Genomic DNA, 21,308 nt, shown 5'->3' with positions numbered 1-21,308 from the left:
TGCCCTCCCTCCTCAAGGAGCACCCCCGTGTCGTACCACCCCACCCGCAAGGCAACCATCAGAGCCGTGGCCGCCCTGGCCGTGCTCACCGCTTCCGTCTCCGGCTGCTCCCGCGGCTCCGACAGTGCCGGCTCCGCCGCCGTCGACGGGCCCTCGAAGGCCGGCTGTCCGGCCGTCCTGGCGAAGGCCAAGAAGGCGGTCGAGGGCGCCGAGTCCGTCGACGCCGCCTGGGGCGGACCGACCAAGGGCCCCAAGGCGGTCGCGGGCAAGACGATCGTCTACGTCGCCCAGAGCATGACCAACCCCGGTGTGGCGGGCGCCGCCGAAGGGGTCAAGGAGGCCGCCAAGGCCATCGGCTGGAAGATGCGGATCATCGACGGTCAGGGCACCCCGGCCGGTATCCAGGCCGCCCTCAGCCAGGCCGTCGCCGTCAAGCCCGACGGCATCGTCCTGTCCGGCTTCGATCCCAAGTCGACCACCCAGCAGGTCGCACAGGCCGACGCCGCCGGTATCCCGCTCATCGGCTGGCACGCCGTCGGCACCCCCGGCCCCAGCACGGACCCCAAGCTCTTCAGCAACATCACCACCAAGGTCGAGGACGTCGCGAAGATCAGCGCCGACTGGATCATCAGCCAGTCCGACGGCCGCGCCGGCGTGGTCGTCTTCACCGACGCCTCTATACCGTTCGCCAAGGGCAAGTCGGACCTGATCGAGAAGGAACTCGCCACCTGCTCCGACACCAAGGTGCTCTCCACGTCCAACATCCCGATCGCCGACGCCAGCAGCCGCACCCCACAGGAGGTCTCCGCGCTGCTGTCCCGCTTCGGCACCAAGTGGACGCACTCGGTGGCGATCAACGACCTGTACTTCGCCGACGCGGCTCCCGCGCTGCGGGCAGGCGGCAAGCAGGGCGACGGTGCCCCCTTCAACATCGGCGCCGGTGACGGCGACCCCTCGGCCTTCCAGCGCATCAACAGCAAGGAGTTCCAGTCGGCCACGGTGCCCGAACCGCTGTCCGAGCAGGGCTGGCAGATCGTCGACGAGTTCAACCGCGCCTTCGCCGACAAGCCCGCCAGTGGCTACATCGCACCGGTGCACATCACCACGGCGGCCAACAGCGGCGGCGGCTCCTCATGGGACCCGGAGGGATACCGCGAGGCGTACCAGAAGCTCTGGGGCAAGTAGGCGACACCACACCTCCCCCGGCACGTCCCTCCCGTCCCTCCCCGGCGGGAGGGACGGGTGGGGCCTCGCCCTCGGCCACGGCTCCCCTCCACTTCTGCCTTCCGGCCTCACGTGCCGTGCGTCCTCACGTTCCTTGCGTCCTCACGCGCCTTTCGTCCTCACATGCCTTCTTCCCCGCACAGCCACAGGAGTTCACGCGTGAATCCGCACCCGACCGCAGCCGCCTTCGCGTGGACCGCAGTGGACCAGCGGGCCGTCGACACCGCCCGTGTCCTGGCCGCCGACGCCGTACAGAGGGTCGGCAACGGCCATCCCGGTACGGCGATGAGCCTCGCGCCCGCCGCGTACACCCTTTTCCAGAAGGTGATGCGCCACGATCCCGCCGACCCCGACTGGGTGGGCCGTGACCGGTTCGTCCTGTCCGCCGGCCATTCCTCCCTGACCCTCTACATCCAGTTGTACCTGGGTGGTTTCGGCCTGGAGCTTCAGGACCTGGAGTCCTTCCGTACCTGGGGTTCGAAGACGCCGGGCCATCCGGAGTACGGGCACACCAGGGCCGTCGAGACGACGACCGGGCCGCTGGGGCAGGGTGTCGCCAACGCGGTGGGGATGGCGATGGCCGCCCGCTACGAGCGCGGCCTGTTCGATCCGCAGGCCGCTGTCGGTGATTCGCCGTTCGATCACCACATCTTCGTGATCGCCGGTGACGGCTGCCTGCAGGAGGGCATCTCCGCGGAGGCGTCCTCGCTGGCCGGTCACCAGAAGCTCGGCAATCTGGTCCTGCTGTGGGACGACAACCACATCTCGATCGAGGGTGACACCGAGACGGCTGTCTCCGAGGACACCGCCGGGCGGTACGAGGCCTACGGCTGGCATGTGCAGCGTGTGGAGCCGAAGGAGAACGGCGACCTCGACCCGGCCGCGCTGTACGCGGCGGTCGAGGCGGCGAAGGCGGTCACCGACCGGCCGTCGTTCATCGCGATGCGCTCGATCATCGCCTGGCCCGCCCCGAACGCGCAGAACACCGAGGCCGCGCACGGCTCGGCGCTCGGCGCGGACGAGGTCGCGGCCACCAAGCGGGTCCTGGGCTTCGATGCGGAGAAGAGCTTCGAGGTCTCCGGCGAGGTCATCGCGCACACCCGCGCCCTGGGCGAGCGGGGCCGTGAGGCCCGTGCCGTCTGGGACAAGCAGCTCCAGGAGTGGCGCGACAACAACGCCGGGCGGGCCGCGGAGTTCGACCGGATCAGCGCGGGCGAGCTGCCCGGGGGCTGGCAGTCGCACCTGCCGGAGTTCGAGACGGGCAAGAGCGTCGCCACGCGTGCCGCGTCCGGCAAGGTCCTGCAGGCGCTCGGCACGGTGATCCCGGAGCTGTGGGGCGGCTCCGCCGACCTCGCCGGTTCGAACAACACCACGATCGACAAGACGTCGTCCTTCCTCCCGGCGGACAATCCGCTGCCGGAGGCGAACCCCTACGGCCGCACGATCCACTTCGGTATCCGTGAGCACGCCATGGCCGCGGAGATGAACGGCATCGCGCTGCACGGCAACACCCGTATCTTCGGCGGCACGTTCCTGGTCTTCTCCGACTACATGCGCAACGCCGTGCGCCTGTCCGCGCTGATGCACCTGCCGGTGACGTTCGTGTGGACACACGACTCCATCGGTCTGGGCGAGGACGGCCCCACCCACCAGCCCGTCGAACACCTCGCCGCGCTGCGCGCGATCCCGGGCCTGAACGTGGTCCGCCCGGCGGACGCCAACGAGACGGCGATCGCCTGGCGCGAGATCCTCAAGCGTTACACCAAGGAGTTCGGCAAGGGCGCCCCGCACGGCCTCGCGCTGACCCGTCAGGGCGTGCCGACGTACGAGGCCAACGAGGACGCCGCCAAGGGTGGTTACGTCCTGTTCGACGCCGAGGGCGGCGACGCCCAGGTCGTGCTGATCGCCACCGGGTCCGAGGTGCACGTGGCCGTGGAGGCCCGCGAGCAGCTCCAGGCGCAGGGCGTGCCCACGCGGGTCGTGTCCATGCCGTCCGTGGAGTGGTTCGAGGAGCAGGACCAGGGGTACCGGGACAGCGTTCTGCCGCCGTCCGTCAAGGCGCGTGTCGCGGTCGAGGCCGGTATCGGTCTGACCTGGCACCGGTACGTCGGCGACGCCGGTCGCATCGTCTCCCTGGAGCACTTCGGTGCCTCCGCCGACGCCGAAGTCCTCTTCCACGAGTTCGGCTTCACCGCCGAGAACGTCGCAGCCGCGGCACGCGACTCCCGCGCCGCCCTGGCCGGCCACCGCGATGACCAGCACCAGTAGGAGAAGCTCTTCCATGACCGACGACGTACTCCAGCGCCTCTCCGACGAAGGTGTCGCGATCTGGTTGGACGACCTGTCCCGCAAGCGGATCACCTCCGGCAACCTCGCCGAACTCATCGAGCGCAGGCATGTGGTCGGCGTGACCACCAACCCCACGATCTTCGAGCAGGCGTTCGGCAGGGGTGACGACTACGCGGACCAGTTCCGCGAGCTGGCGCTGCGCGGTGTGACGGTTTCCGAGGCGGTCCGCATGATCACCACGGCGGATGTCCGGGAGGCGGCAGACATCCTCCGCCCGGTGTTCGACGCCACCGGCGGCCGAGACGGCTGGGTCTCCATCGAGGTGGACCCGCGCCTCGCGCACGGTACGGCGGCGACCGTTGCCGAGGCCAAACAGCTGGCCTGGCTCGTGGACCGCCCCAACACCCTCATCAAGATCCCGGCCACCAAGGCGGGTCTTCCCGCGATCACCGAGGTCATCGGTCTCGGCATCAGCGTCAACGTCACGCTGATCTTCTCGCTGGAACGCTACCGCGAGGTCATGCACGCCTACCTCGCCGGCCTGGAGAAGGCCAGGGACCGAGGTCTGGACCTCTCCGCGATCCACTCCGTGGCCTCCTTCTTCGTGTCCCGCGTCGACACCGAGATCGACAAGCGCCTCGACGCCATCGGCACCCCCGAGGCCAAGGAGATGCGAGGCAAGGCAGCCGTGGCCAACGCCCGCCTCGCCTACGAGGCCTACGAGGAAGTGTTCGGCTCTGCCGACGGATCGACGCAACCCTTCCCCCGTTGGGCCGACCTCGACCGGGCCCCGGCCAACAAGCAGCGTCCCCTGTGGGCCTCGACGGGTGTCAAGGACGCCGCCTACCCCGACACCCTCTACATCACCGAACTGGTCTCACCGGGCACGGTCAACACCATGCCGGAGGCCACCCTCGATGCCATGGCGGATCACGGCGAGATCACCGGCAACACCATCGCCGGGACATACGAGCAGGCCCGCGCTGTCTTCGCGGCACTCGCCGAGCTGGGAATCTCCTACCGCAATGTCGCCCAGGTCCTGGAGACCGAGGGGATCCAGAAGTTCCAGCACTCCTGGGACAGCCTTCTGAACGCCGTGCGGCACGCACGGCCGACCAAGGCGCTCGCCGTGGCCGACTGAGGTGGTCAGGCGGCTTCGCCGTCCGAGCCGGGTGTGTGACGGGCCGGCAGCCGGGCGAGCGGCGCGTCGCCCCTGCCACTCGCGTCGCGCCGGCCACTCGCGTCGTGCACGGCGACGGCCGGGTCCCTGCGTGGCGGCCTGCCGCTCCCCGTCCCGGTTCGCGCCCGGGAGGGTCAGTCGGCGGAAGGCTCCTCCCAGACGACGGTCAGTTCGTTGCGGTGGCCGAAGCGTTCGAGGTGGCTGCCCACGACCTCGCGGATGGTGCTGAGCGTGGACGCGTCCGGCGCGGTCACGCGGAGCAGGAGGTGGTCCTCGGCGGGCTGGAGCAGGACGTCGGTCTGCTCGAAGGTGAGGCGGTGCCCCCCTTCGGGTGTCTCCTCGGCGGGGATCTTCCGGCCGAAGTGCGAGGCGAGCTGCTTGGCGTAGCGCGGGGCGGCGTCGGTGGAGGCGCGACCGAGGGAGGTGGGCATGGGGGAACTCCTGGGTCCGAGCGAACGATGTGATCGGCCTCCCGGAGCGGTGAGCGTGGCGCGGCCGTCCAGGGGTCGGCGTGTGCTTCAAATTTGAAACCAGCCGTTGTTCGACCATAGTCCCGCCTGCTTCACCTGTGAATCGGAGCGCCTGTTGCGTGGATCACATCAGGGTGGGTCGGCGGACCGGAGGAAGCCGTCGTGGCCGGATATCCCTGGGGCGACGTCGGCCGGCGAGGAACGGCAGACTGCCCGCATGACCCTCCACTGCGCAGTGCTGGACGACTACCAGGGCGCCGCCCTGACCATGGCCGACTGGAGCCCTCTCGCCGACCGGGTCGAGGTGCGCGCGCTCCGCGAGAACATCACCGACCGGGACCGGCTCGTGGCCGAGCTGGCCGACTGCGAGATCGTCGTGGCCATGCGGGAACGCACCCCCTTCGACGCCGCCCTCCTGCGCCGGCTGCCGCGCCTGCGCCTGCTGGTGACCACCGGCATGCGCAACGCCTCGATCGACCTCGCCGCGGCGCGGGCCCAGGGCGTGACCGTGTGCGGTACGGCGAGCAGCCCCACCCCGCCCGTCGAACTGACCTGGGCCCTCCTCCTCGGCCTCGCCCGCCGCATCACCGCGGAGAACCGGATCCTGCGGGAAGGCGGCCCCTGGCAGTCCACCGTCGGCCAGGACCTGCACGGCCGCACGCTGGGCCTGCTCGGACTCGGCAAGATCGGCACCCGGGTGGCCCGCGTCGCCACCGCCTTCGGCATGGAGGTCCTCGCCTGGAGCGAGAACCTCACCGCCGAACGAGCGGCCGAGACCGGCGCCCAACTGGCCGACAGCAAGGAGGAGCTGCTCCGGCGCAGCGACTTCGTGTCGGTCCACCTCGTCCTGTCCGACCGCACCCGCGGCCTGCTCGGCGAGCCGGAGCTGCGCACCATGCGCCCGCACGCCTACCTGGTCAACACCTCCCGCGCCGCCATCGTCGAGCAGGCCGCTCTCGTACGTGCCCTGCGCGAGGGCTGGATCGCCGGCGCCGGTCTCGATGTCTTCGAGACCGAGCCCCTCCCCGCCGACGACCCCCTGCGCTCCCTGCCGAACGTGCTCGCCACCCCGCATCTCGGCTACGTCACCGAACGGAACTACCGCACCTTCTACACGGAAGCGGTGGAGGACATCACGGCCTTCCTCGCCGGCGCCCCCGTCCGGCCCCTGACGCGCGGCTGAGGCTGAGGGGCCGGAGCCAGGCCGTACCGGTGGGCGACACCGTCGGTCTTCAAGAACCGGCGTCTACAACCACGGCTCCGGTCGCGCCGAGGCCCGTTTCCGCGACGTCGCCCACTGGACGCGCTGACCGCGCCGGGTGCCGGACCGCGGGGCCGGGTGACGTGCACCCGGGCACAGGCGCGCAGGTCACCGCCCAGTAGAGTGCGCCTCTGTCGTCCCGAGAGCCGCCCCCGAACCGCCGAGGTACCCACGCAGTGACCCCCGCACGACCAGGACCGCCGTACGCCGTCACCGTCGTCGGGCTCGGCGCCGACGGCTGGCGAGGCGTCCCCGACGCCTCCCGGGCGGTCCTGCGTGACGCCGAGGTCCTGATCGGGGGCCCGCGCCAGCTCGACCTGCTGCCCCCTGAGTGCGCGGGCGAGCGGATCACCTGGCCCTCGCCTTTGCGTCCCGCCGTACCCGCCCTGCTCGCCGCGCACGCCGACCGCCGGATCGCCGTACTGGCCAGCGGCGACCCCATGTTCCACGGCATCGGCCGCGCCCTCGCCGAGGAGGCCGGTGACCGGCTGCGCGTCCTGCCGCACCCCTCCTCCGTCTCCTACGCGACCGCCCGCCTCGGCTGGCCGCTGGAGGACGTCGAGGTCGTCACGCTCGTCGGCAGGCCCGCCGCCCGCCTGGCCGCCGCCCTGCACGACGGCCGACGGCTCCTCGTGCTCAGCGCGGACGCCGGCACACCCGCCCAGGTCGCCGCCCTGCTGCGGGACCGGGGCTTCGGGCCGAGCCGGATGCGCGTCCTGGAACAGCTCGGCGGCGAGCGGGAACGGACGAGTGACGAGACCACCGCCGACGACTGGACGCGGACGCACCCGCCCGGCGACCCCCTCAACATCGTCGCCGTCGAGTGCCGCCGGACCCCGGACGCCCTGCGGCTCGGCGCCGTACCCGGCCTCCCCGACGAGGCGTACGAGCACGACGGGCAGCTCACCAAGCGGTATGTGCGCGCCGCCACGCTGGCCGCGCTCGCCCCGGCGCCCGGCGAACTGCTGTGGGACATCGGCGGCGGATCGGGCTCGATAGCCGTCGAGTGGATGCGTACGCACCCCTCCTGCCGGGCGGTCACCGTCGAACGCGACCCGGAGCGCGCCGCACGCATCACCCGCAACGCCGACCGGCTCGGCGTGCCCGGCCTGCGGGTCGTCACCGGAGCCGCGCCCGCCGCGCTGGCCGAACTGCCCCCGCCGGACGCCGTGTTCATCGGCGGCGGACTCACCGCGCCCGGCCTCCTCGACGCCTGTTGGGCGGCGCTGCCCGTGGGCGGACGACTGATCGCCAACACCGTGACGCTGGAGTCCGAGGCCCTGCTCGCCGCTGCCCGCCACCGCCACGGCGGCGAACTGGTGCGGCTCGCGGTGGCGCACGCCGTGCCCGTGGGCGGCTTCACCGGGTGGCGGCAGGCGATGCCGGTGACCCAGTGGGCGGTCCAGAAATCCCTCGACACCGTTGACACCGTTGACACCGCTTCGGGAGCAGACAGATGACCGTGTACTTCATCGGCGCCGGCCCCGGTGCCGCCGACCTGATCACGGTCCGTGGCGCCCGTACGCTCGCCGCCTGCCAGGTCTGCCTGTACGCGGGCAGCCTCGTCCCGCGCGAACTGCTGGCCGAATGTCCCCCGGACGCACGGCTCGTGGACACCGCCCAGCTCGACCTGGACCAGATCACCGCCGAGCTGGTGCGCGCCCACGGGGAGGGCCACGACGTGGCCCGGCTGCACTCCGGGGACCCGTCCGTGTTCAGCGCGGTCGCCGAGCAGATGCGGCGGCTGGACGCGGCAGGGGTGCCGTACGAGGTGGTGCCGGGCGTGCCCGCGTTCGCGGCGGCGGCCGCCGCGCTGAAGCGGGAGCTGACCGTGCCGACCGTCGGTCAGACCGTCATCCTCACGCGGATCGCCCAGCGGGCCACGGCCATGCCGGAGGGCGAGGACCTGGCCACCCTCGGACGCAGCGGCGCGCTGATCGTGCTGCACCTGGCCGCCCGTTACGTCGACCGGGTCGTCGAGGAACTCCTCCCGCACTACGGTGCCGACTGCCCCGTCGCGGTCGTCGCCTACGCCTCCCGCCCCGACGAGCTGATCCTCCGGGGCACGCTGGACGACATCGCCGGGCAGGTGAAGGACGCGGGTGTGCTGCGCACGGCTGTGATCATGGTCGGGCGGACGCTTGGTGCGCAGCAGTTCCGGGACAGCCACCTGTACTCGCCGGAACGGGACCGGCACAGCTGCTGAGCGGGCCTGTTGGGTTCGTTGTCGGGTGCGGGCCCGGTGGGCCTGAAAAGCACAGGGCGCAGCCCCGGTTTTTCGGGGGCGCGGGGAACTGCGCGAGAAGCCCCCACCGGGGCCCGCAGTCGCCGACGAACCCAAGCCACCCGAGCCCGAAGGCGCCCCGGTACCCGGTGTTAGGCTCACCTCGCCTCCCGCGGGGAAAGTCCGGTGAGAACCCGGCGCTGACCCGCAACGGTGTGCGCGACGGTCGAACAGCCCGTCGCGCGAGCCCGATCGCCCGTGGGTGGTGCGACCCGTTGAACGCTCGCCGTGGACTGCGAGAGGGGACCGCACGGCCCCCGCGCCGTACGGGCTGCTCCTGACCGACGTCCCATCAGGCGGCCCAAGGCGAAGGACCGCTCCGACCGTGCGCCGCAGCCCCACCCCCAGCCGCATACCCCTGCCCCCACTGGTCCTCGGTCTCGGCCTGCTCCTGCTGTTGTCGCTCGTGGGCGGCACCGGTCTGGGCGCCGCCGGGATCGGATGGACGGACGTCCTGCGGTTCCTGTGGGCCGGGCTCACCGGTGGGACCGTGCACGCCGGGGACGCCGCCTCGTACACCATCGTCTGGGAGATCCGGCTGCCGCGCGTCGCGCTCGGTGCCGTCGTCGGCGCCGGGCTCGCATCCGTCGGAGTGGCCGTCCAGGCGATCGTGCGCAACGCGCTCGGCGACCCGTTCGTGCTCGGCATCTCCTCCGGCGCGGCGGTGGGCGCCAACGCGGTCATCCTGCTCGGCGCGTTCGCCGGGCTCGGGATCTGGGCCCTGTCCGTGTCGGCGTTCCTCTCCGCGCTCGCCGCGATGGCGCTGGTGTACGCCGTGGCCCGTTCGCCCCACGGGCTGACCCCGCTGCGGCTGGTCCTGACCGGTACGGCACTGGCGTACGGCTTCGAAGCCGTCACCACGGTCATGGTGTTCGGTGCCGACCGCGGCGAGGCGGCCCGGTCGGCGCTGATGTGGCTGCTGGGCAGCCTGGGCGGGGCGACCTGGGCACAGGTACCGCTCGCCGCCGTGACCGTGGCGGCGGGGTGGGCGTGGCTGCGCCGGCGGGCCGAATCGCTCAACGCCCTCGCCATGGGCGACGAGACCTCGGCCGCGCTCGGCGTCCGGCCGGAGCGGCTGCGCCGGGAGCTGTTCCTCGTCACCGCGGCCGTGACCGGGACCGTGGTCGCGGTCAGCGGGGCCATCGGCTTCGTCGGGCTGATGGTGCCGCACGTCGTGCGCATGCTGGTCGGCGCCGACCACAGAAAGGTCCTGGCGGTGGCCCCGCTCGTCGGCGCCGTGCTCCTGGTGTGGGCGGACGTACTGTCCCGGCTGCTGCTCGCCCCCGCCGAACTGCCCGTCGGAGTGATCACCGCCGTGGTGGGGGTGCCCGCCTTCCTGCTGCTGATGAGGCGCGGCGGCTACGCGTTCGGAGGCCGCTGACCATGCGACTCGACATCGACGGAGTGACGGTCGAGGCCGCCGGGGCCCGACTGGTCGACGACATCCGGCTCACCGCCGACAGCGGGGCGTTCGTCGGACTCGTCGGCCCCAACGGCAGCGGCAAGTCGACGCTGTTGCGCTGTGTGTACCGGGCGCTGCGCCCGGCCGCCGGCGTGGTACGGCTGGACGGCGAGGACACGCACGCGATGCCGCCCCGGGCCGCCGCCCGGGTGCTGGCCGCGCTGCCGCAGGAGTCGTCCGCCGAGTTCGACTTCACGGTCGCCGAGGTGGTCGCCATGGGCCGGCTGCCGCACCGGGACCGGACGGCCGCCTCCGACACGGAGATCTGCGCGCGGGCGATGGGCCGCACCGGTGTGGACCACCTCGCCGACCGGGGGTTCCTGGCCCTGTCCGGGGGCGAGAAGCAGCGCGTCCTGCTCGCCCGCGCGCTCGCCCAGCAGCCCCGGGTGCTCGTTCTCGACGAACCCACCAACCACCTCGACATCGCCCACCAACTGGACGTGCTGTCCCTGGTGCGGGACAGCGGTGTCACCGTGCTCGCCGCTCTGCACGACCTCAACCTGGCCGCCGCGCACTGCGACGTCCTGTACGTGATCGCGGGCGGCCGGATCGTCGCCTCGGGCCCGCCCCACGACGTCCTCCACCCCGACCTGCTCGCCGAGGTGTTCGGGGTCCGCGCGCATCCCGTAAGGCACCCGGCGACCGGCGCCGTCCAACTCCTGTTCGACCTCCTCCCGCCCACCACCTGAGGACCCCCATGCGCAAGCTGCTCGCCGCCGCCCTCTGCCTCGCCGCGACCGCCACCGGATGCGGCGCGACCGTCGAATCCTCCACGGACGCCAAGTCCAGGTCCGCCGAGACGGCGGTCACTCTCACCAACTGCGGCCGGAAGGTCACCTTCGACAAGGTCCCCGAGCGCGTCGTCACCAACGACGTCGGGATCACCGAGCTGATGTTCGCCCTCGGTCTGGAGGACCGCATGGCCGGGTTCGCCATGCCCGACGACAAGGGCGATCTGAGCGGCGTGCCGTGGAAGGACGGCTACGACAAGGTGAAGTGGCTGTCCAAGGACCAGCTCACCAAGGAGAACGTCCTCGATGCCCGAGCCGACCTCGTCTTCGCCGGCTGGAACTACGGCTTCCGCGAGGACGCCGGCTTCACTCCCGACACCCTGAAGAAGCTCGGCGTGCCCTCGTACATCCTCACCGAGTCCTGCCGCAACGGCCGGACCGAGACCTCACGCGGCATCATGCCGCCCCTGGACGCCCTCTACACCGACCTCACCAACCTCGGAAAGCTGTTCGGCGTCGAGAAGCGGGCGGCCACGCTGATCGCCGGCTTCAAGAAGCAGATCGCGGACGTACGGGCCGAGGCGCCCGCGAAGAAGCCCACGGTCTTCCTCTACGACAGCGGCCAGGACCAGCCCTTCACCTCCGGCCGCTACGCCGCCCCCGAGCAGATCATCACCGAGGCCGGCGGGGTCAACGTCATGCACGACGTCGAGGACTCCTGGACCACCGTCGGCTGGGAGAGCGTCGTCCAGCGGGACCCCGACACCATCGTCATCTGCGACTACGGGGATGTCAGCGCCGAGCAGAAGAAGAAGTTCCTGCTCTCCTACGCCCCGCTGCGCGGCGTCTCCGCGATCAGGCACAAGCGGATCTTCGTCCTCGACTACGTCGACCTGGTGGAGAGCCCCCGCAACCCGTCGGCCGTCGCCCGCCTCGGCACCTACCTGCGCACGGTGGCCGGACAGGAGTGACCGAGGGCGCTAACCGACCGTGCTGCGGCCCACGACCGTGCCCGCCCGGTCGATGCAGATGACGTCGACCGCGACCGGCGCGCCCCGGAGCACGGCCAGTGCCTCGTCGCGGGCCGTCGTCGCCACCAGGTCGCCGAGCGGCACCCCGGCCGCCATGCACAGCTGGAGCGCGGCGAGCCCGGTGTTGGCGCCGGCCACCTCGGCGGCCAGCGCCTCGTCCGCGCCGCCGCGCCGGGCCAGCTCGGCGAGGAAGCCCTTGTCGACCTGGGAACGGGCGGAGTGCAGGTCGAGATGGCCGGCGGCGAGCTTGGAGAGCTTGGCGAAGCCGCCGCAGATGGTCAGCCGGTCGACGGGATGCCGGCGCACGTACTTGAGCACCGCGCCCGCGAAGTCACCCATGTCGAGCAGCGCGTCCTCGGGCAGCGCGTACTCGGCGACGACCGTCTTCTCCGACGTCGACCCCGTGCACCCGGCGACATGCCTGCGCCCGGCCGCCCGCGCCACGTCCACGCCCCGCCGGATGGAGTCGATCCACGCCGAGCAGGAGTACGGGACGACGATCCCGGTGGTGCCGAGGATCGACAGTCCGCCGAGGATGCCCAGGCGGGGGTTCCAGGTGGAGCGGGCGATCTCCTCGCCGTGGTCGACGGAGAGGGTGATCTCGACATCGCCGGTGCCGCCGTGCCGGGCGGCGACCTCGGCCACGTGGTCCCGCATCATCTGCCGGGGGACCGGGTTCACCGCCGGTTCGCCGACCGGCAGGGGCAGGCCGGGACGGGTGACCGTCCCGACGCCGGAGCCGGCCCGGAAGACCACCCCTGCCCCGGCGGGCAGCCGCCGCACGGTGGCCCGGACCAGAGCGCCGTGCGTGACGTCCGGATCGTCGCCCGCGTCCTTCACGATCCCCGCCATCGCGCTGTCGCCCGTCAGCCCCTCGACGGCGAGCGCGAACGACGGGGTCTGCCCCTTCGGCAGGGTGATGGTCACCGGGTCGGGGAACTCGCCGGTCAGCAGCGCCGTGTACGCGGCCGTCGTGGCGGCGGTCGCACAGGCACCCGTGGTCCAGCCGTGCCGCAGACCGGTGTGCTTGAGTTGGGCCGCGCGACCACCCTTGGCCTCGCCGACGTCCTTCCCCGCACCTACGTCCTTCCCCGCACCTACGTCCTTCCCCGCACCTACGTCTTTCGCTTCGCCGATGTCTTTCGCTTCACCGCTCATGAACGGACCCGGACTTCCATGCACGTACTGATACTCGGCGGAACCACGGAGGCCCGCCGCCTGGCCGAGCTGCTGCACGGCACGCCCGGCCTGCGGCTGACCAGCTCCCTCGCCGGACGGGTCGCCAGCCCCCGGCTGCCCCCGGGCGAGGTCCGCGTCGGCGGCTTCGGCGGGGCCGAGGGGCTGGCCGCCTGGCTGCGCGAACACGGGGTGGACGCGCTCATCGACGCCACCCATCCTTTCGCCGGGATCATGAGTTTCCACGCGGCACGGGCTGCCGCCACCACCCATGTTCCCCTGCTCGCCCTGCGCCGGCCCGGCTGGGTCCCGGCCGCCGGCGACGACTGGCACGACGTCGGCTCCCTGGCGGAGGCCGCGCGACTGCTGCCCACGCTCGGCCGGCGCGTGTTCCTCACCACCGGCCGCCTGGGCCTGGCCGCCTTCGCGGCCCTGGACGACCTGTGGTTCCTCGTACGGTCCGTCGACCCGCCCGAGACCCCGCACCCGGCCCGGATGGAGGTGCTGCTCGACCGGGGCCCCTTCACCCTCGACGGGGAGCGGGACCTGCTGCGCCGCCACACCGTCGACGTCGTCGTGACGAAGGACAGCGGGGGAGCGGCCACCGCGCCGAAACTGACCGCCGCCCGGGAGGCCGGGGTGCCGGTCGTCGTGGTGCGCAGGCCGCCCGTGCCCGAGGGCGTCACCGTGGTGGCGGACCCGGAGGCGGCTGCCCACTGGGTCCAACAGCGCCTTCCGGCCCGCTGAACCCCGGCGGCAGCCGCACGCGGCACCGCCCCGCTCACGCCTCCGGATACCGGCGGGGCGTCCAGACGATCCGCTCGCCGTCCCCACGCCGTACGACCTGGGTCTGCGAGGAGCCGACCAGCAGGATCGTGCGCATGTCGACCTCGGCCGGATCCAGGTCGGCCAGCCGTACGATCCGTACGCGCTCGCCGGAGCCGCCCACGTCCCGCGCGACCACCACCGGGGTGTCCGGCGCCCGATGCTCCAGCAGCAGCTCGCGCGCCTTGCCCACCTGCCACACACGGCTGCGCGAACCGGGGTTGTACAGGGCCAGCACCAGGTCCGCCGAGGCCGCCGCGCGCAGCCGCTCGGCGATGACCTCCCACGGCTTGAGCCGGTCGGAGAGGGAGATCGTGGCGTAGTCGTGGCCGAGCGGGGCGCCCGCGCGGGCGGCGGCCGCGTTGGCGGCGGTCACCCCCGGCAGCACCCGTACCGGGACGTCCGTGTACTCCTCCCGCGAGGCGACCTCCAGTACGGCCGTCGCCATGGCGAAGACCCCCGGGTCGCCACCGGAGACGACCGCGACCCGACGCCCGCGCCGGGCCAGATCGAGGGCGAACTCGGCGCGCTCCGACTCGACCCGGTTGTCCGAGCCGTGCCGGACCTGGCCCGCGCGCCGCGGCACCCGGTCCAGGTAGGTGGTGTAGCCGACCAGGTCGTCGGCGGCGGCGAGCGCGCCCCGCGTCTCCGGAGTCAGCCACAGCGGACCGGCGGGCCCGGTCCCGACCACGACGACCTCACCCCGCTCCCGCGCCTGGGGCCGCTCGGTGTCGACCCGGCTGGGCAGCACGGCCACCGAGAAGTACGGCACCGACTCCGGTTCCACGTCCGCCAGTTCGGCGATCCGCTCCCCGGGCATGGTGGCCCGCTCGACATAGCGGGCCTCGCCCAGCCGCCCCGAACTCTCCAGCGCGCTGCGGACCTTGGTGAAGGTCCGCCCCAGCTTCATCACCACGGCCACGTCCGTCGCGGCGAGCCGTGCGGTCAGTTCCTCCTCGGGGAGGGTGCCCGGCAGGATCGTCAGCACCTCCTCGCCCTCGACGAGCGGCGTCCCCAGACGCGCGGCGGCGGCGGACACGGACGTGACTCCGGGGACGACCTCGGTGTCGTAGCGGTCCACGAGCCGCTTGTGCATGTGCATGTAGGAGCCGTAGAAGAGCGGGTCGCCCTCCGCGAGGACCGCGACAGTGCGCCCCGCGTCGAGATGGGCGGCCAGCCGCGCCGACGCCTCCGCGTAGAACTCCTCCATCGCGCCCTTGTAGCCGCCCGGATGGTCGGTGGTCTCCGTCGTCAACGGATAGACCAGCCGCTCCTCGATGTGGTCGGCACGCAGGTGCTTCTCCGCGATCGAGCGGGCGATGGAACGGCCGTGGCGGGCGCTGTGATACGCGATCACATCCGCCTCGGAGATCACCTCGACGGCCCGGACGGTCATCAGGGACGGGTCACCGGGGCCGAGCCCCACCCCGTACAGCTTGCCTTTCACTCTTCCTCACTCGCGATCGCGTTGAGCGCGGCGGCGGCCATGGCGCTCCCGCCACGACGGCCGCGTACGACGATGTGCTCCAGGCCCGACGGGTGCGCGGCGAGCGCCTCCTTGGACTCGGCGGCGCCGACGAACCCGACCGGCACGCCGATGACGGCGGCGGGCCGGGGCGCGCCCTCCTCGATCATCTCCAGGAGCCGGAAGAGCGCGGTGGGCGCGTTGCCGACGGCCACGACCGACCCCTCCAGCCGGTCCCGCCACAGCTCCAGCGCGGCGGCGCTGCGCGTGGTGCCCAGCTTCGCCGCCAGCGCGGGGACGGCCGGGTCGGAGAGCGTGCACAGCACGTCGTTGTCGGCGGGCAGCCGCTTGCGGGTCACTCCACTGGCGACCATCCGGACGTCGGTGAAGATGGGCGCCCCGGCGCGCAGGGCCGCACGGGCACGGGCCACCACGTCGGGCGTGTACGCCAAGTCCCGTACGAGGTCGACCATTCCGCAGGCGTGGATCATCCGGACCGCGACCTGGCTGACATCGGCGGGCAGGGCCGCGAGGTCCGCCTCCGCGCGGATGGTGGCGAAGGACTGGCGGTAGATCGCCGGGCCGTCCTTCTCGTACTCGTACGTGGTCACGGTGGTCTTCTCGCTGCTCTCGGTCGTCATACGGGTGTCGTCGGTGCGGGTGTGTTCGTGCGGGTCATGGGGTGATCGCCGCCAGGGCGGTGGCGAGTCGGCCGGGGTCGGCCATGGACGTGGTGCGCGGTTCCTGCCCGGGGGCGGTGCGGGAGAGCCGGTAGCCGCCGTCCGGCACGGCCACCACGTCGATCCGTTCGCCCCTGGGGTGCCCGCAGCGGCGTTCGCAGCCGGACCAGTACACGGGGAGGACGCCGTGCCCGGCCGCGTCGAGGCTCGCGGTCGCGTCCGCCCGCACGTCCGCAAGGGACTTGGCGCATCCGGGCCGCCCGACGCAGGCGCCGACGCGGAGCCACGGGGAGGCGGGATCGGTGACGAGACCGGTCACGGAGAGCCGTGCGAGCGCTTCGGACGCCTGTTCCTCGCGCATGCCCGGCGTGGGGACGACGACTCCGCGCCAGGGTGTCAGTCGCAGTTCACCGCACGGGGTCGTGGACGCGAGGTGCGTCAACTCCCGCCACTGGAGGGCGGTGAGGCGCCCGAGGGGTGCGTGTACGCAGAGGGCGTCGCCGACCGTGCCAGGAAGCGGGCCCCCGGCCCCGGTCGTCCCGGTTCCGGTCCGGGACCGGCGCACGGCGTCGATGCCGTCGGCGGCCAGACGGCCGTGTACCTGGCGGAGCAGCCCGTCCTGGAGTGGGAGTTCGGTCACACGCCAGACCCGGGATCCGCTCTCCCGCGCCGCCGCCAAGAAGGTCTCGGCGGCGGCCAGCGCGGCACGGGGCGCCTTCTCGGCGGGCACGGACAGGGCCTCGTCGGCCGTTCCGAGGGCCAGCAGCGCACCGCCGTCCTCGGCCGCCCGCACGGTCACATCGGCGTCGAGCCCGGCCACGTCCCCGCGCCCGTCGTCGAGCGCGAACAGGAACCGGCCCGACAACTCCCGCGCCGCGTCGCTCGCGCACAGCCCCGCGTCGAGCGCCGACAGCCAGGGCCGTACGTCCCGCAGGCCCCGCCCGTCGAGCCCGGACAGGGGCGAGGCCACGATGTTGCGCACCCGCTCGTGCCCGGCGGAGGGAAGCAGCCCGGCCGCGTCCAGCGACTCGGCCAGCTCGCCCCCGCAGCCGTCGGCGAGTCCCCGCAGCTGCACATTGCCGCGCGAGGTGAGGTGAAGATCACCATCGCCGAGCCGCCGCGCCGCGTCCGCGAGCGCCTCGGCCTGGCGGACGGTCAGCACACCACCGGGCACCCGGACCCGGGCCAGCGCCCCGTCGTCCGCCGCGTGCAGCCGCAACGTCCCCGGGCAGGCGTCGCCACGGTCCCGTGTGACCGCTGTGGCCTGGGACGATGAACGGACGGGAGGCGTGGACATGGCGGCGAGCATACCCACCGGCACAACGGACGTATCCTCCGCCCTTTTGAGGCGACCCTTACTATGCTGCTTGGTGGATCATCCGGTCCGCCGACGCCACCATGGCGATCAGGGGAGGAAGCCGGTGTGAGTCCGGCGCGGTCCCGCCACTGTGAGTCCGTCCCAGGAGGGGCGGGCGAGTCAGGAACTCCCTTCCCCGTACCCCTCGGTCCCGCCCGAGCAGGGGAGACTCCGATCCGACACCGCCCGGGGCGCGGACCCCGAGGAAGGCCAGCAGCCGCATGCAGCCATCGTCCGGGGAGCGCTCGACGCAGCCCCACATCCTGCTCCTGTCGACGTCCGACACCGACCTGCTCAGCGCCCGCGCGGCCGACGGCCCGGTCCCGTACCGCTTCGCCAACCCCTCCCGCCTCGCGCTGGACGACCTGCCGGCCCTCCTCGACGGCGCCGGCCTGGTCGTCGTCCGCCTCCTCGGCGGTATCCGAGCCTGGCAGGACGGCCTCGACCTGCTGCTCGCCGACGGCCGCCCGGTCGTCGTCCTCACCGGTGAACAGGCCCCCGACGCCCAGCTGATGGCCGCCTCCACGGTCCCCGTCGGCATCGCCGCCGAGGCGCACGCCTACCTCGCCCACGGCGGCCCCGCCAACCTGGAGCAGCTCGCCCGCTTCCTCTCCGACACCGTCCTGCTCACCGGGCACGGCTTCGACGCCCCCGCGCCGGCTCCGTCCTGGGGCCCGCTGGAGCGCACCCCACGAGAGGGCACCGACGGCCCGACCGTCGCCGTGCTCTACTACCGGGCCCACCACATGAGCGGCAACACCGCGTTCGTGGGCGCCCTGTGCGAGGCGATCGAGGACACGGGCGCCCGCGCGCTGCCGCTGTACGTGGCGTCCCTGCGCGCCCCCGAGCCCGAGCTGATCGAGGAACTGCGGGCCGCCGACGCCATCGTCACCACCGTCCTCGCGGCGGGCGGCACCAAGCCCGCCGAGGCGTCGGCCGGCGGCGACGACGAGTCCTGGGACGCGGGCGCCCTGACCGGTCTCGACGTGCCGATCCTGCAGGCCCTGTGCCTGACCGGCTCGCGCGCCGCCTGGGCGGAGAGCGACGAGGGTGTCTCCCCGCTCGACGCGGCCAGCCAGATCGCCGTCCCCGAGTTCGACGGCCGTCTGATCACCGTCCCGTTCTCCTTCAAGGAGATCGACGAGGACGGCCTCCCGGCCTACGTCGCCGACCCCGAGCGCGCCGCCCGCGTCGCCGGAATCGCCGTACGCCACGCGCGACTTCGGCACATCGCCAACGCCGACAAGCGTCTCGCGCTCGTCCTGTCCGCCTACCCGACCAAGCACTCCCGCATCGGCAACGCGGTCGGCCTGGACACCCCCGCCAGCGCGGTCGCCCTCCTGCGCCGACTGCGCGAAGAGGGCTACGACTTCGGGGGCGCCGACGTCCCCGGGCTGGCCTCCGGCGACGGCGACGAACTGATCCGCGCGCTCATCGAGGCCGGCGGCCACGACCAGGACTGGCTCACCGAGGAGCAACTGGCCCGCAACCCGGTCCGTATCCCCGCGGCCGACTACCGCCGCTGGTACGCCACGCTCCCTGCGGAACTGCGCACCGCCGTCGAGGAACACTGGGGCCCGGCGCCCGGTGAGATGTTCGTCGACCGCAGCGCCAACCCGGAGGGCGACATCGTCCTCGCGGCCCTCCGCTTCGGCAATCTGCTGATCCTCATCCAGCCGCCGCGCGGTTTCGGCGAGAACCCGATCGCGATCTACCACGACCCGGACCTCCCGCCCTCCCACCACTACCTGGCCGCCTACCGCTGGATCGCGGCCCGTGCCGACGACGGCGGCTTCGGCGCCGACGCGATGATCCACCTCGGCAAGCACGGCAACCTGGAGTGGCTGCCCGGCAAGAACGCGGGCCTGTCCGCCGCCTGCGGCCCCGACGCAGCCCTCGGCGACCTCCCCCTCGTCTACCCCTTCCTCGTCAACGACCCGGGCGAGGGCACCCAGGCCAAGCGCCGCGTCCACGCCACCCTCGTCGACCACCTGGTCCCGCCGATGGCCCGCGCCGACTCGTACGGCGACATCGCGCGTCTTGAGCAACTCCTCGACGAGTACGCGCAGATCTCCTCCATGGACCCGGCGAAGCTCCCGGCGATCCGCGCCCAGATCTGGACCCTCATCCAGGCCGCCAGGCTCGACCACGACCTCGGCCTGAACGACCGCCCGGAGGACGACGGCTTCGACGACTTCCTGCTGCACGTCGACGGCTGGCTGTGCGAGGTCAAGGACGCCCAGATCCGCGACGGTCTGCACGTCCTCGGCAACCCGCCCACCGGCGCCGACCACGTCAACCTGGTCCTCGCCGTCCTCCGTGCCCGCCAGATCTGGGGCGGCACCACGGCCCTGCCCGGCCTGCGCGAGGCCCTCGGCCTCGACGAGTCCGCCGCGACCCGCACGACCGCCGACGAGGCCGAGGAGAAGGCCCGCACGCTGGTGCAGGCGATGGAGGACGCGGGCTGGGACCCGGCCGCCGTCCCCACCGAGCACGGCGAACAGGTCGCCGCGATCCTGGAGTTCGCCGCCCGCGAGGTCGTGCCCCGGCTCGCCGCGACCACGGCCGAACTCGACCACAGTGTGCACGCCCTGAACGGCGGCTTCGTCCCGGCGGGCCCCTCGGGCTCCCCGCTGCGCGGCCTGGTCAACGTCCTGCCGACGGGCCGCAACTTCTACTCCGTCGACCCCAAGGCCGTCCCCTCCCGCCTCGCCTGGGAGACCGGCCAGGCCCTCGCGGACTCCCTGCTGGAGCGCTACCGCGCCGACAACGGCGAATGGCCCACCTCCGTCGGCCTCTCGCTGTGGGGCACGAGCGCCATGCGCACGGCCGGCGACGACGTGGCCGAGGCCCTCGCCCTGCTCGGCGTCCGCCCGGTCTGGGACGACGCCTCCCGCCGCGTGACCGGCCTGGAGGCCATCCCGCAGGAGGAGCTGGGCCGTCCGCGCATCGACGTCACCCTGCGCATCTCGGGCTTCTTCCGCGACGCCTTCCCGCACACCATCGGGCTGCTCGACGACGCCGTACGTCTCGCCGCCTCCCTGGACGAGCCGGCCGGGACCAACCACGTCCGCGCCCACGTCCAGGCCGACCTGGCGTCCCACGGCGACGAACGCCGGGCCACCACCCGTATCTTCGGCTCCCGTCCCGGCACGTACGGCGCCGGCCTGCTCCAGCTCATCGACTCCCGCGACTGGCGCACCGACGCCGACCTCGCCGAGGTCTACACGGTGTGGGGCGGCTACGCCTACGGCCGGGAACTCGACGGGCGTCCGGCCCGCGAGGAGATGGAGACCGCGTACAAGCGGATCGAGGTCGCCGCGAAGAACACGGACACCCGTGAGCACGACATCGCCGACTCCGACGACTACTTCCAGTACCACGGCGGCATGGTGGCCACCGTCCGCGCCCTGCGCGGCACGGCCCCCGAGGCGTACATCGGCGACTCCACCCGCCCCGAGACGGTCCGCACCCGCACCCTCGTCGAGGAGACCTCCCGCGTCTTCCGCGCCCGTGTCGTCAACCCCAAGTGGATCGAGGCGATGCGCCGCCACGGCTACAAGGGCGCCTTCGAACTCGCCGCCACCGTCGACTACCTGTTCGGCTACGACGCCACCACCGGCGTGATCGCCGACTGGATGTACGACAAGCTCACCGAGACCTACGTCCTGGACGAGACCAACCGCGAGTTCCTGCAGCGGGCCAACCCCTGGGCCCTGCACGGCATCGCCGAACGGCTGCTGGAGGCGGAGTCGCGCGGCATGTGGGAGAAGCCCGACCCGGCGGTGCTGGAGGGGCTGCGTCGGGTGTACCTGGAGGCGGAAGGGGACCTGGAGGGCGGCGAGGACTGACGGCCACGAAACCGGCGGTGCG

General features: G+C 72.7%; 16 protein-coding genes and 2 riboswitches. Of the genes, 11 read left to right on the top strand and 5 right to left on the bottom strand.

Annotated features, from left to right (window positions below; translation table 11 throughout):
- The first annotated feature begins 66 nt into the window (after positions 1-66).
- The 3 genes from OG622_RS06965 to tal all read left to right on the top strand — a co-directional run bounded on the left by OG622_RS06965 (position 67) and on the right by tal (position 4,654).
- Positions 67-1,185: a substrate-binding domain-containing protein gene (locus tag OG622_RS06965; RefSeq protein WP_371584021.1), complete on the top strand. Its 1,119-nt coding sequence runs from the start codon at positions 67-69 to the stop codon at positions 1,183-1,185.
- Between the two features lie 198 nt (positions 1,186-1,383).
- Positions 1,384-3,492, top strand: coding sequence for a transketolase (tkt, locus tag OG622_RS06960; protein WP_371574131.1), 2,109 nt, complete (start codon positions 1,384-1,386; stop codon positions 3,490-3,492).
- A 13-nt stretch (positions 3,493-3,505) separates the two neighbouring features.
- On the top strand, positions 3,506-4,654 hold the full coding sequence (tal, locus tag OG622_RS06955; RefSeq protein ID WP_371574130.1) for a transaldolase: 1,149 nt from the start codon (positions 3,506-3,508) through the stop codon (positions 4,652-4,654).
- Between the two features lie 173 nt (positions 4,655-4,827).
- On the opposite strand, the gene OG622_RS06950 is transcribed toward tal, so the two are convergent.
- Entirely contained in the window at positions 4,828-5,124 is a 297-nt protein-coding gene (locus OG622_RS06950) for a DUF2218 domain-containing protein (RefSeq protein ID WP_371574129.1), read from the bottom strand.
- 256 nt (positions 5,125-5,380) lie between these two features.
- On the opposite strand from OG622_RS06950, the gene OG622_RS06945 reads away from it, so the two are divergent.
- The 6 genes from OG622_RS06945 (at position 5,381) to OG622_RS06920 (ending at position 11,872) form a co-directional block, all read left to right on the top strand.
- Positions 5,381-6,346, top strand: coding sequence for a D-2-hydroxyacid dehydrogenase family protein (locus OG622_RS06945; protein ID WP_371574128.1), 966 nt, complete (start codon positions 5,381-5,383; stop codon positions 6,344-6,346).
- Between the two features lie 254 nt (positions 6,347-6,600).
- Positions 6,601-7,884, top strand: a complete 1,284-nt coding sequence (gene cbiE, locus OG622_RS06940) for a precorrin-6y C5,15-methyltransferase (decarboxylating) subunit CbiE (RefSeq protein WP_371574127.1) — start codon at positions 6,601-6,603, stop codon at positions 7,882-7,884.
- Complete coding sequence (gene cobM, locus OG622_RS06935) at positions 7,881-8,630, top strand: precorrin-4 C(11)-methyltransferase (RefSeq protein WP_371574126.1); 750 nt, start codon at positions 7,881-7,883, stop codon at positions 8,628-8,630. Before cbiE ends, cobM begins: the two co-directional genes overlap by 4 nt.
- A 199-nt stretch (positions 8,631-8,829) precedes the next feature.
- Positions 8,830-8,900: riboswitch (cobalamin riboswitch) on the top strand.
- 133 nt (positions 8,901-9,033) lie between these two features.
- On the top strand, positions 9,034-10,089 hold the full coding sequence (locus tag OG622_RS06930) for a FecCD family ABC transporter permease (protein WP_371574125.1): 1,056 nt from the start codon (positions 9,034-9,036) through the stop codon (positions 10,087-10,089).
- A gap of 2 nt (positions 10,090-10,091) precedes the next feature.
- Positions 10,092-10,859 (top strand): ABC transporter ATP-binding protein, encoded by a 768-nt coding sequence (locus OG622_RS06925; RefSeq protein WP_371574124.1) that lies wholly within the window; start codon positions 10,092-10,094, stop codon positions 10,857-10,859.
- An 8-nt stretch (positions 10,860-10,867) separates the two neighbouring features.
- On the top strand, positions 10,868-11,872 hold the full coding sequence (locus OG622_RS06920) for an ABC transporter substrate-binding protein (RefSeq protein ID WP_371574123.1): 1,005 nt from the start codon (positions 10,868-10,870) through the stop codon (positions 11,870-11,872).
- A gap of 9 nt (positions 11,873-11,881) precedes the next feature.
- Here OG622_RS06920 and OG622_RS06915 read toward each other — a convergent pair whose 3' ends face one another.
- Positions 11,882-13,090 carry a cobalt-precorrin-5B (C(1))-methyltransferase gene (locus tag OG622_RS06915; protein ID WP_371574122.1) on the bottom strand — a complete coding sequence of 403 codons (1,209 nt, stop codon included), beginning with the start codon at positions 13,088-13,090 and terminating at the stop codon, positions 11,882-11,884.
- A gap of 18 nt (positions 13,091-13,108) precedes the next feature.
- Between OG622_RS06915 and OG622_RS06910 the strand changes: the two genes are divergently transcribed.
- Entirely contained in the window at positions 13,109-13,855 is a 747-nt protein-coding gene (locus OG622_RS06910; RefSeq protein WP_371574121.1) for a cobalt-precorrin-6A reductase, read from the top strand.
- A 34-nt stretch (positions 13,856-13,889) separates the two neighbouring features.
- On the opposite strand, the gene OG622_RS06905 is transcribed toward OG622_RS06910, so the two are convergent.
- From OG622_RS06905 to cobG, 3 genes are read right to left on the bottom strand one after another with little or no spacing between them, the layout of a single operon-like run.
- Positions 13,890-15,380, bottom strand: a complete 1,491-nt coding sequence (locus OG622_RS06905) for a precorrin-2 C(20)-methyltransferase (RefSeq protein ID WP_371574120.1) — start codon at positions 15,378-15,380, stop codon at positions 13,890-13,892.
- Positions 15,377-16,039 carry a precorrin-8X methylmutase gene (locus tag OG622_RS06900; protein ID WP_371574119.1) on the bottom strand — a complete coding sequence of 221 codons (663 nt, stop codon included), beginning with the start codon at positions 16,037-16,039 and terminating at the stop codon, positions 15,377-15,379. The genes OG622_RS06905 and OG622_RS06900 overlap by 4 nt, the downstream gene beginning before the upstream one ends.
- Positions 16,040-16,073: 34 nt before the next feature.
- Positions 16,074-17,387, bottom strand: a complete 1,314-nt coding sequence (gene cobG, locus OG622_RS06895) for a precorrin-3B synthase (protein ID WP_371584020.1) — start codon at positions 17,385-17,387, stop codon at positions 16,074-16,076.
- Between the two features lie 102 nt (positions 17,388-17,489).
- Positions 17,490-17,565: riboswitch (cobalamin riboswitch) on the top strand.
- A 91-nt stretch (positions 17,566-17,656) separates the two neighbouring features.
- Here cobG and cobN point away from each other — a divergent pair.
- Positions 17,657-21,286 carry a cobaltochelatase subunit CobN gene (gene cobN / locus OG622_RS06890; protein ID WP_371574118.1) on the top strand — a complete coding sequence of 1,210 codons (3,630 nt, stop codon included), beginning with the start codon at positions 17,657-17,659 and terminating at the stop codon, positions 21,284-21,286.
- Positions 21,287-21,308: the final 22 nt, after the last annotated feature.

This window comes from Streptomyces sp. NBC_01314 (genome assembly GCF_041435215.1).
Classification (GTDB): domain Bacteria; phylum Actinomycetota; class Actinomycetes; order Streptomycetales; family Streptomycetaceae; genus Streptomyces.
This window is presented reverse-complemented; position numbering and strand designations above follow the sequence as displayed.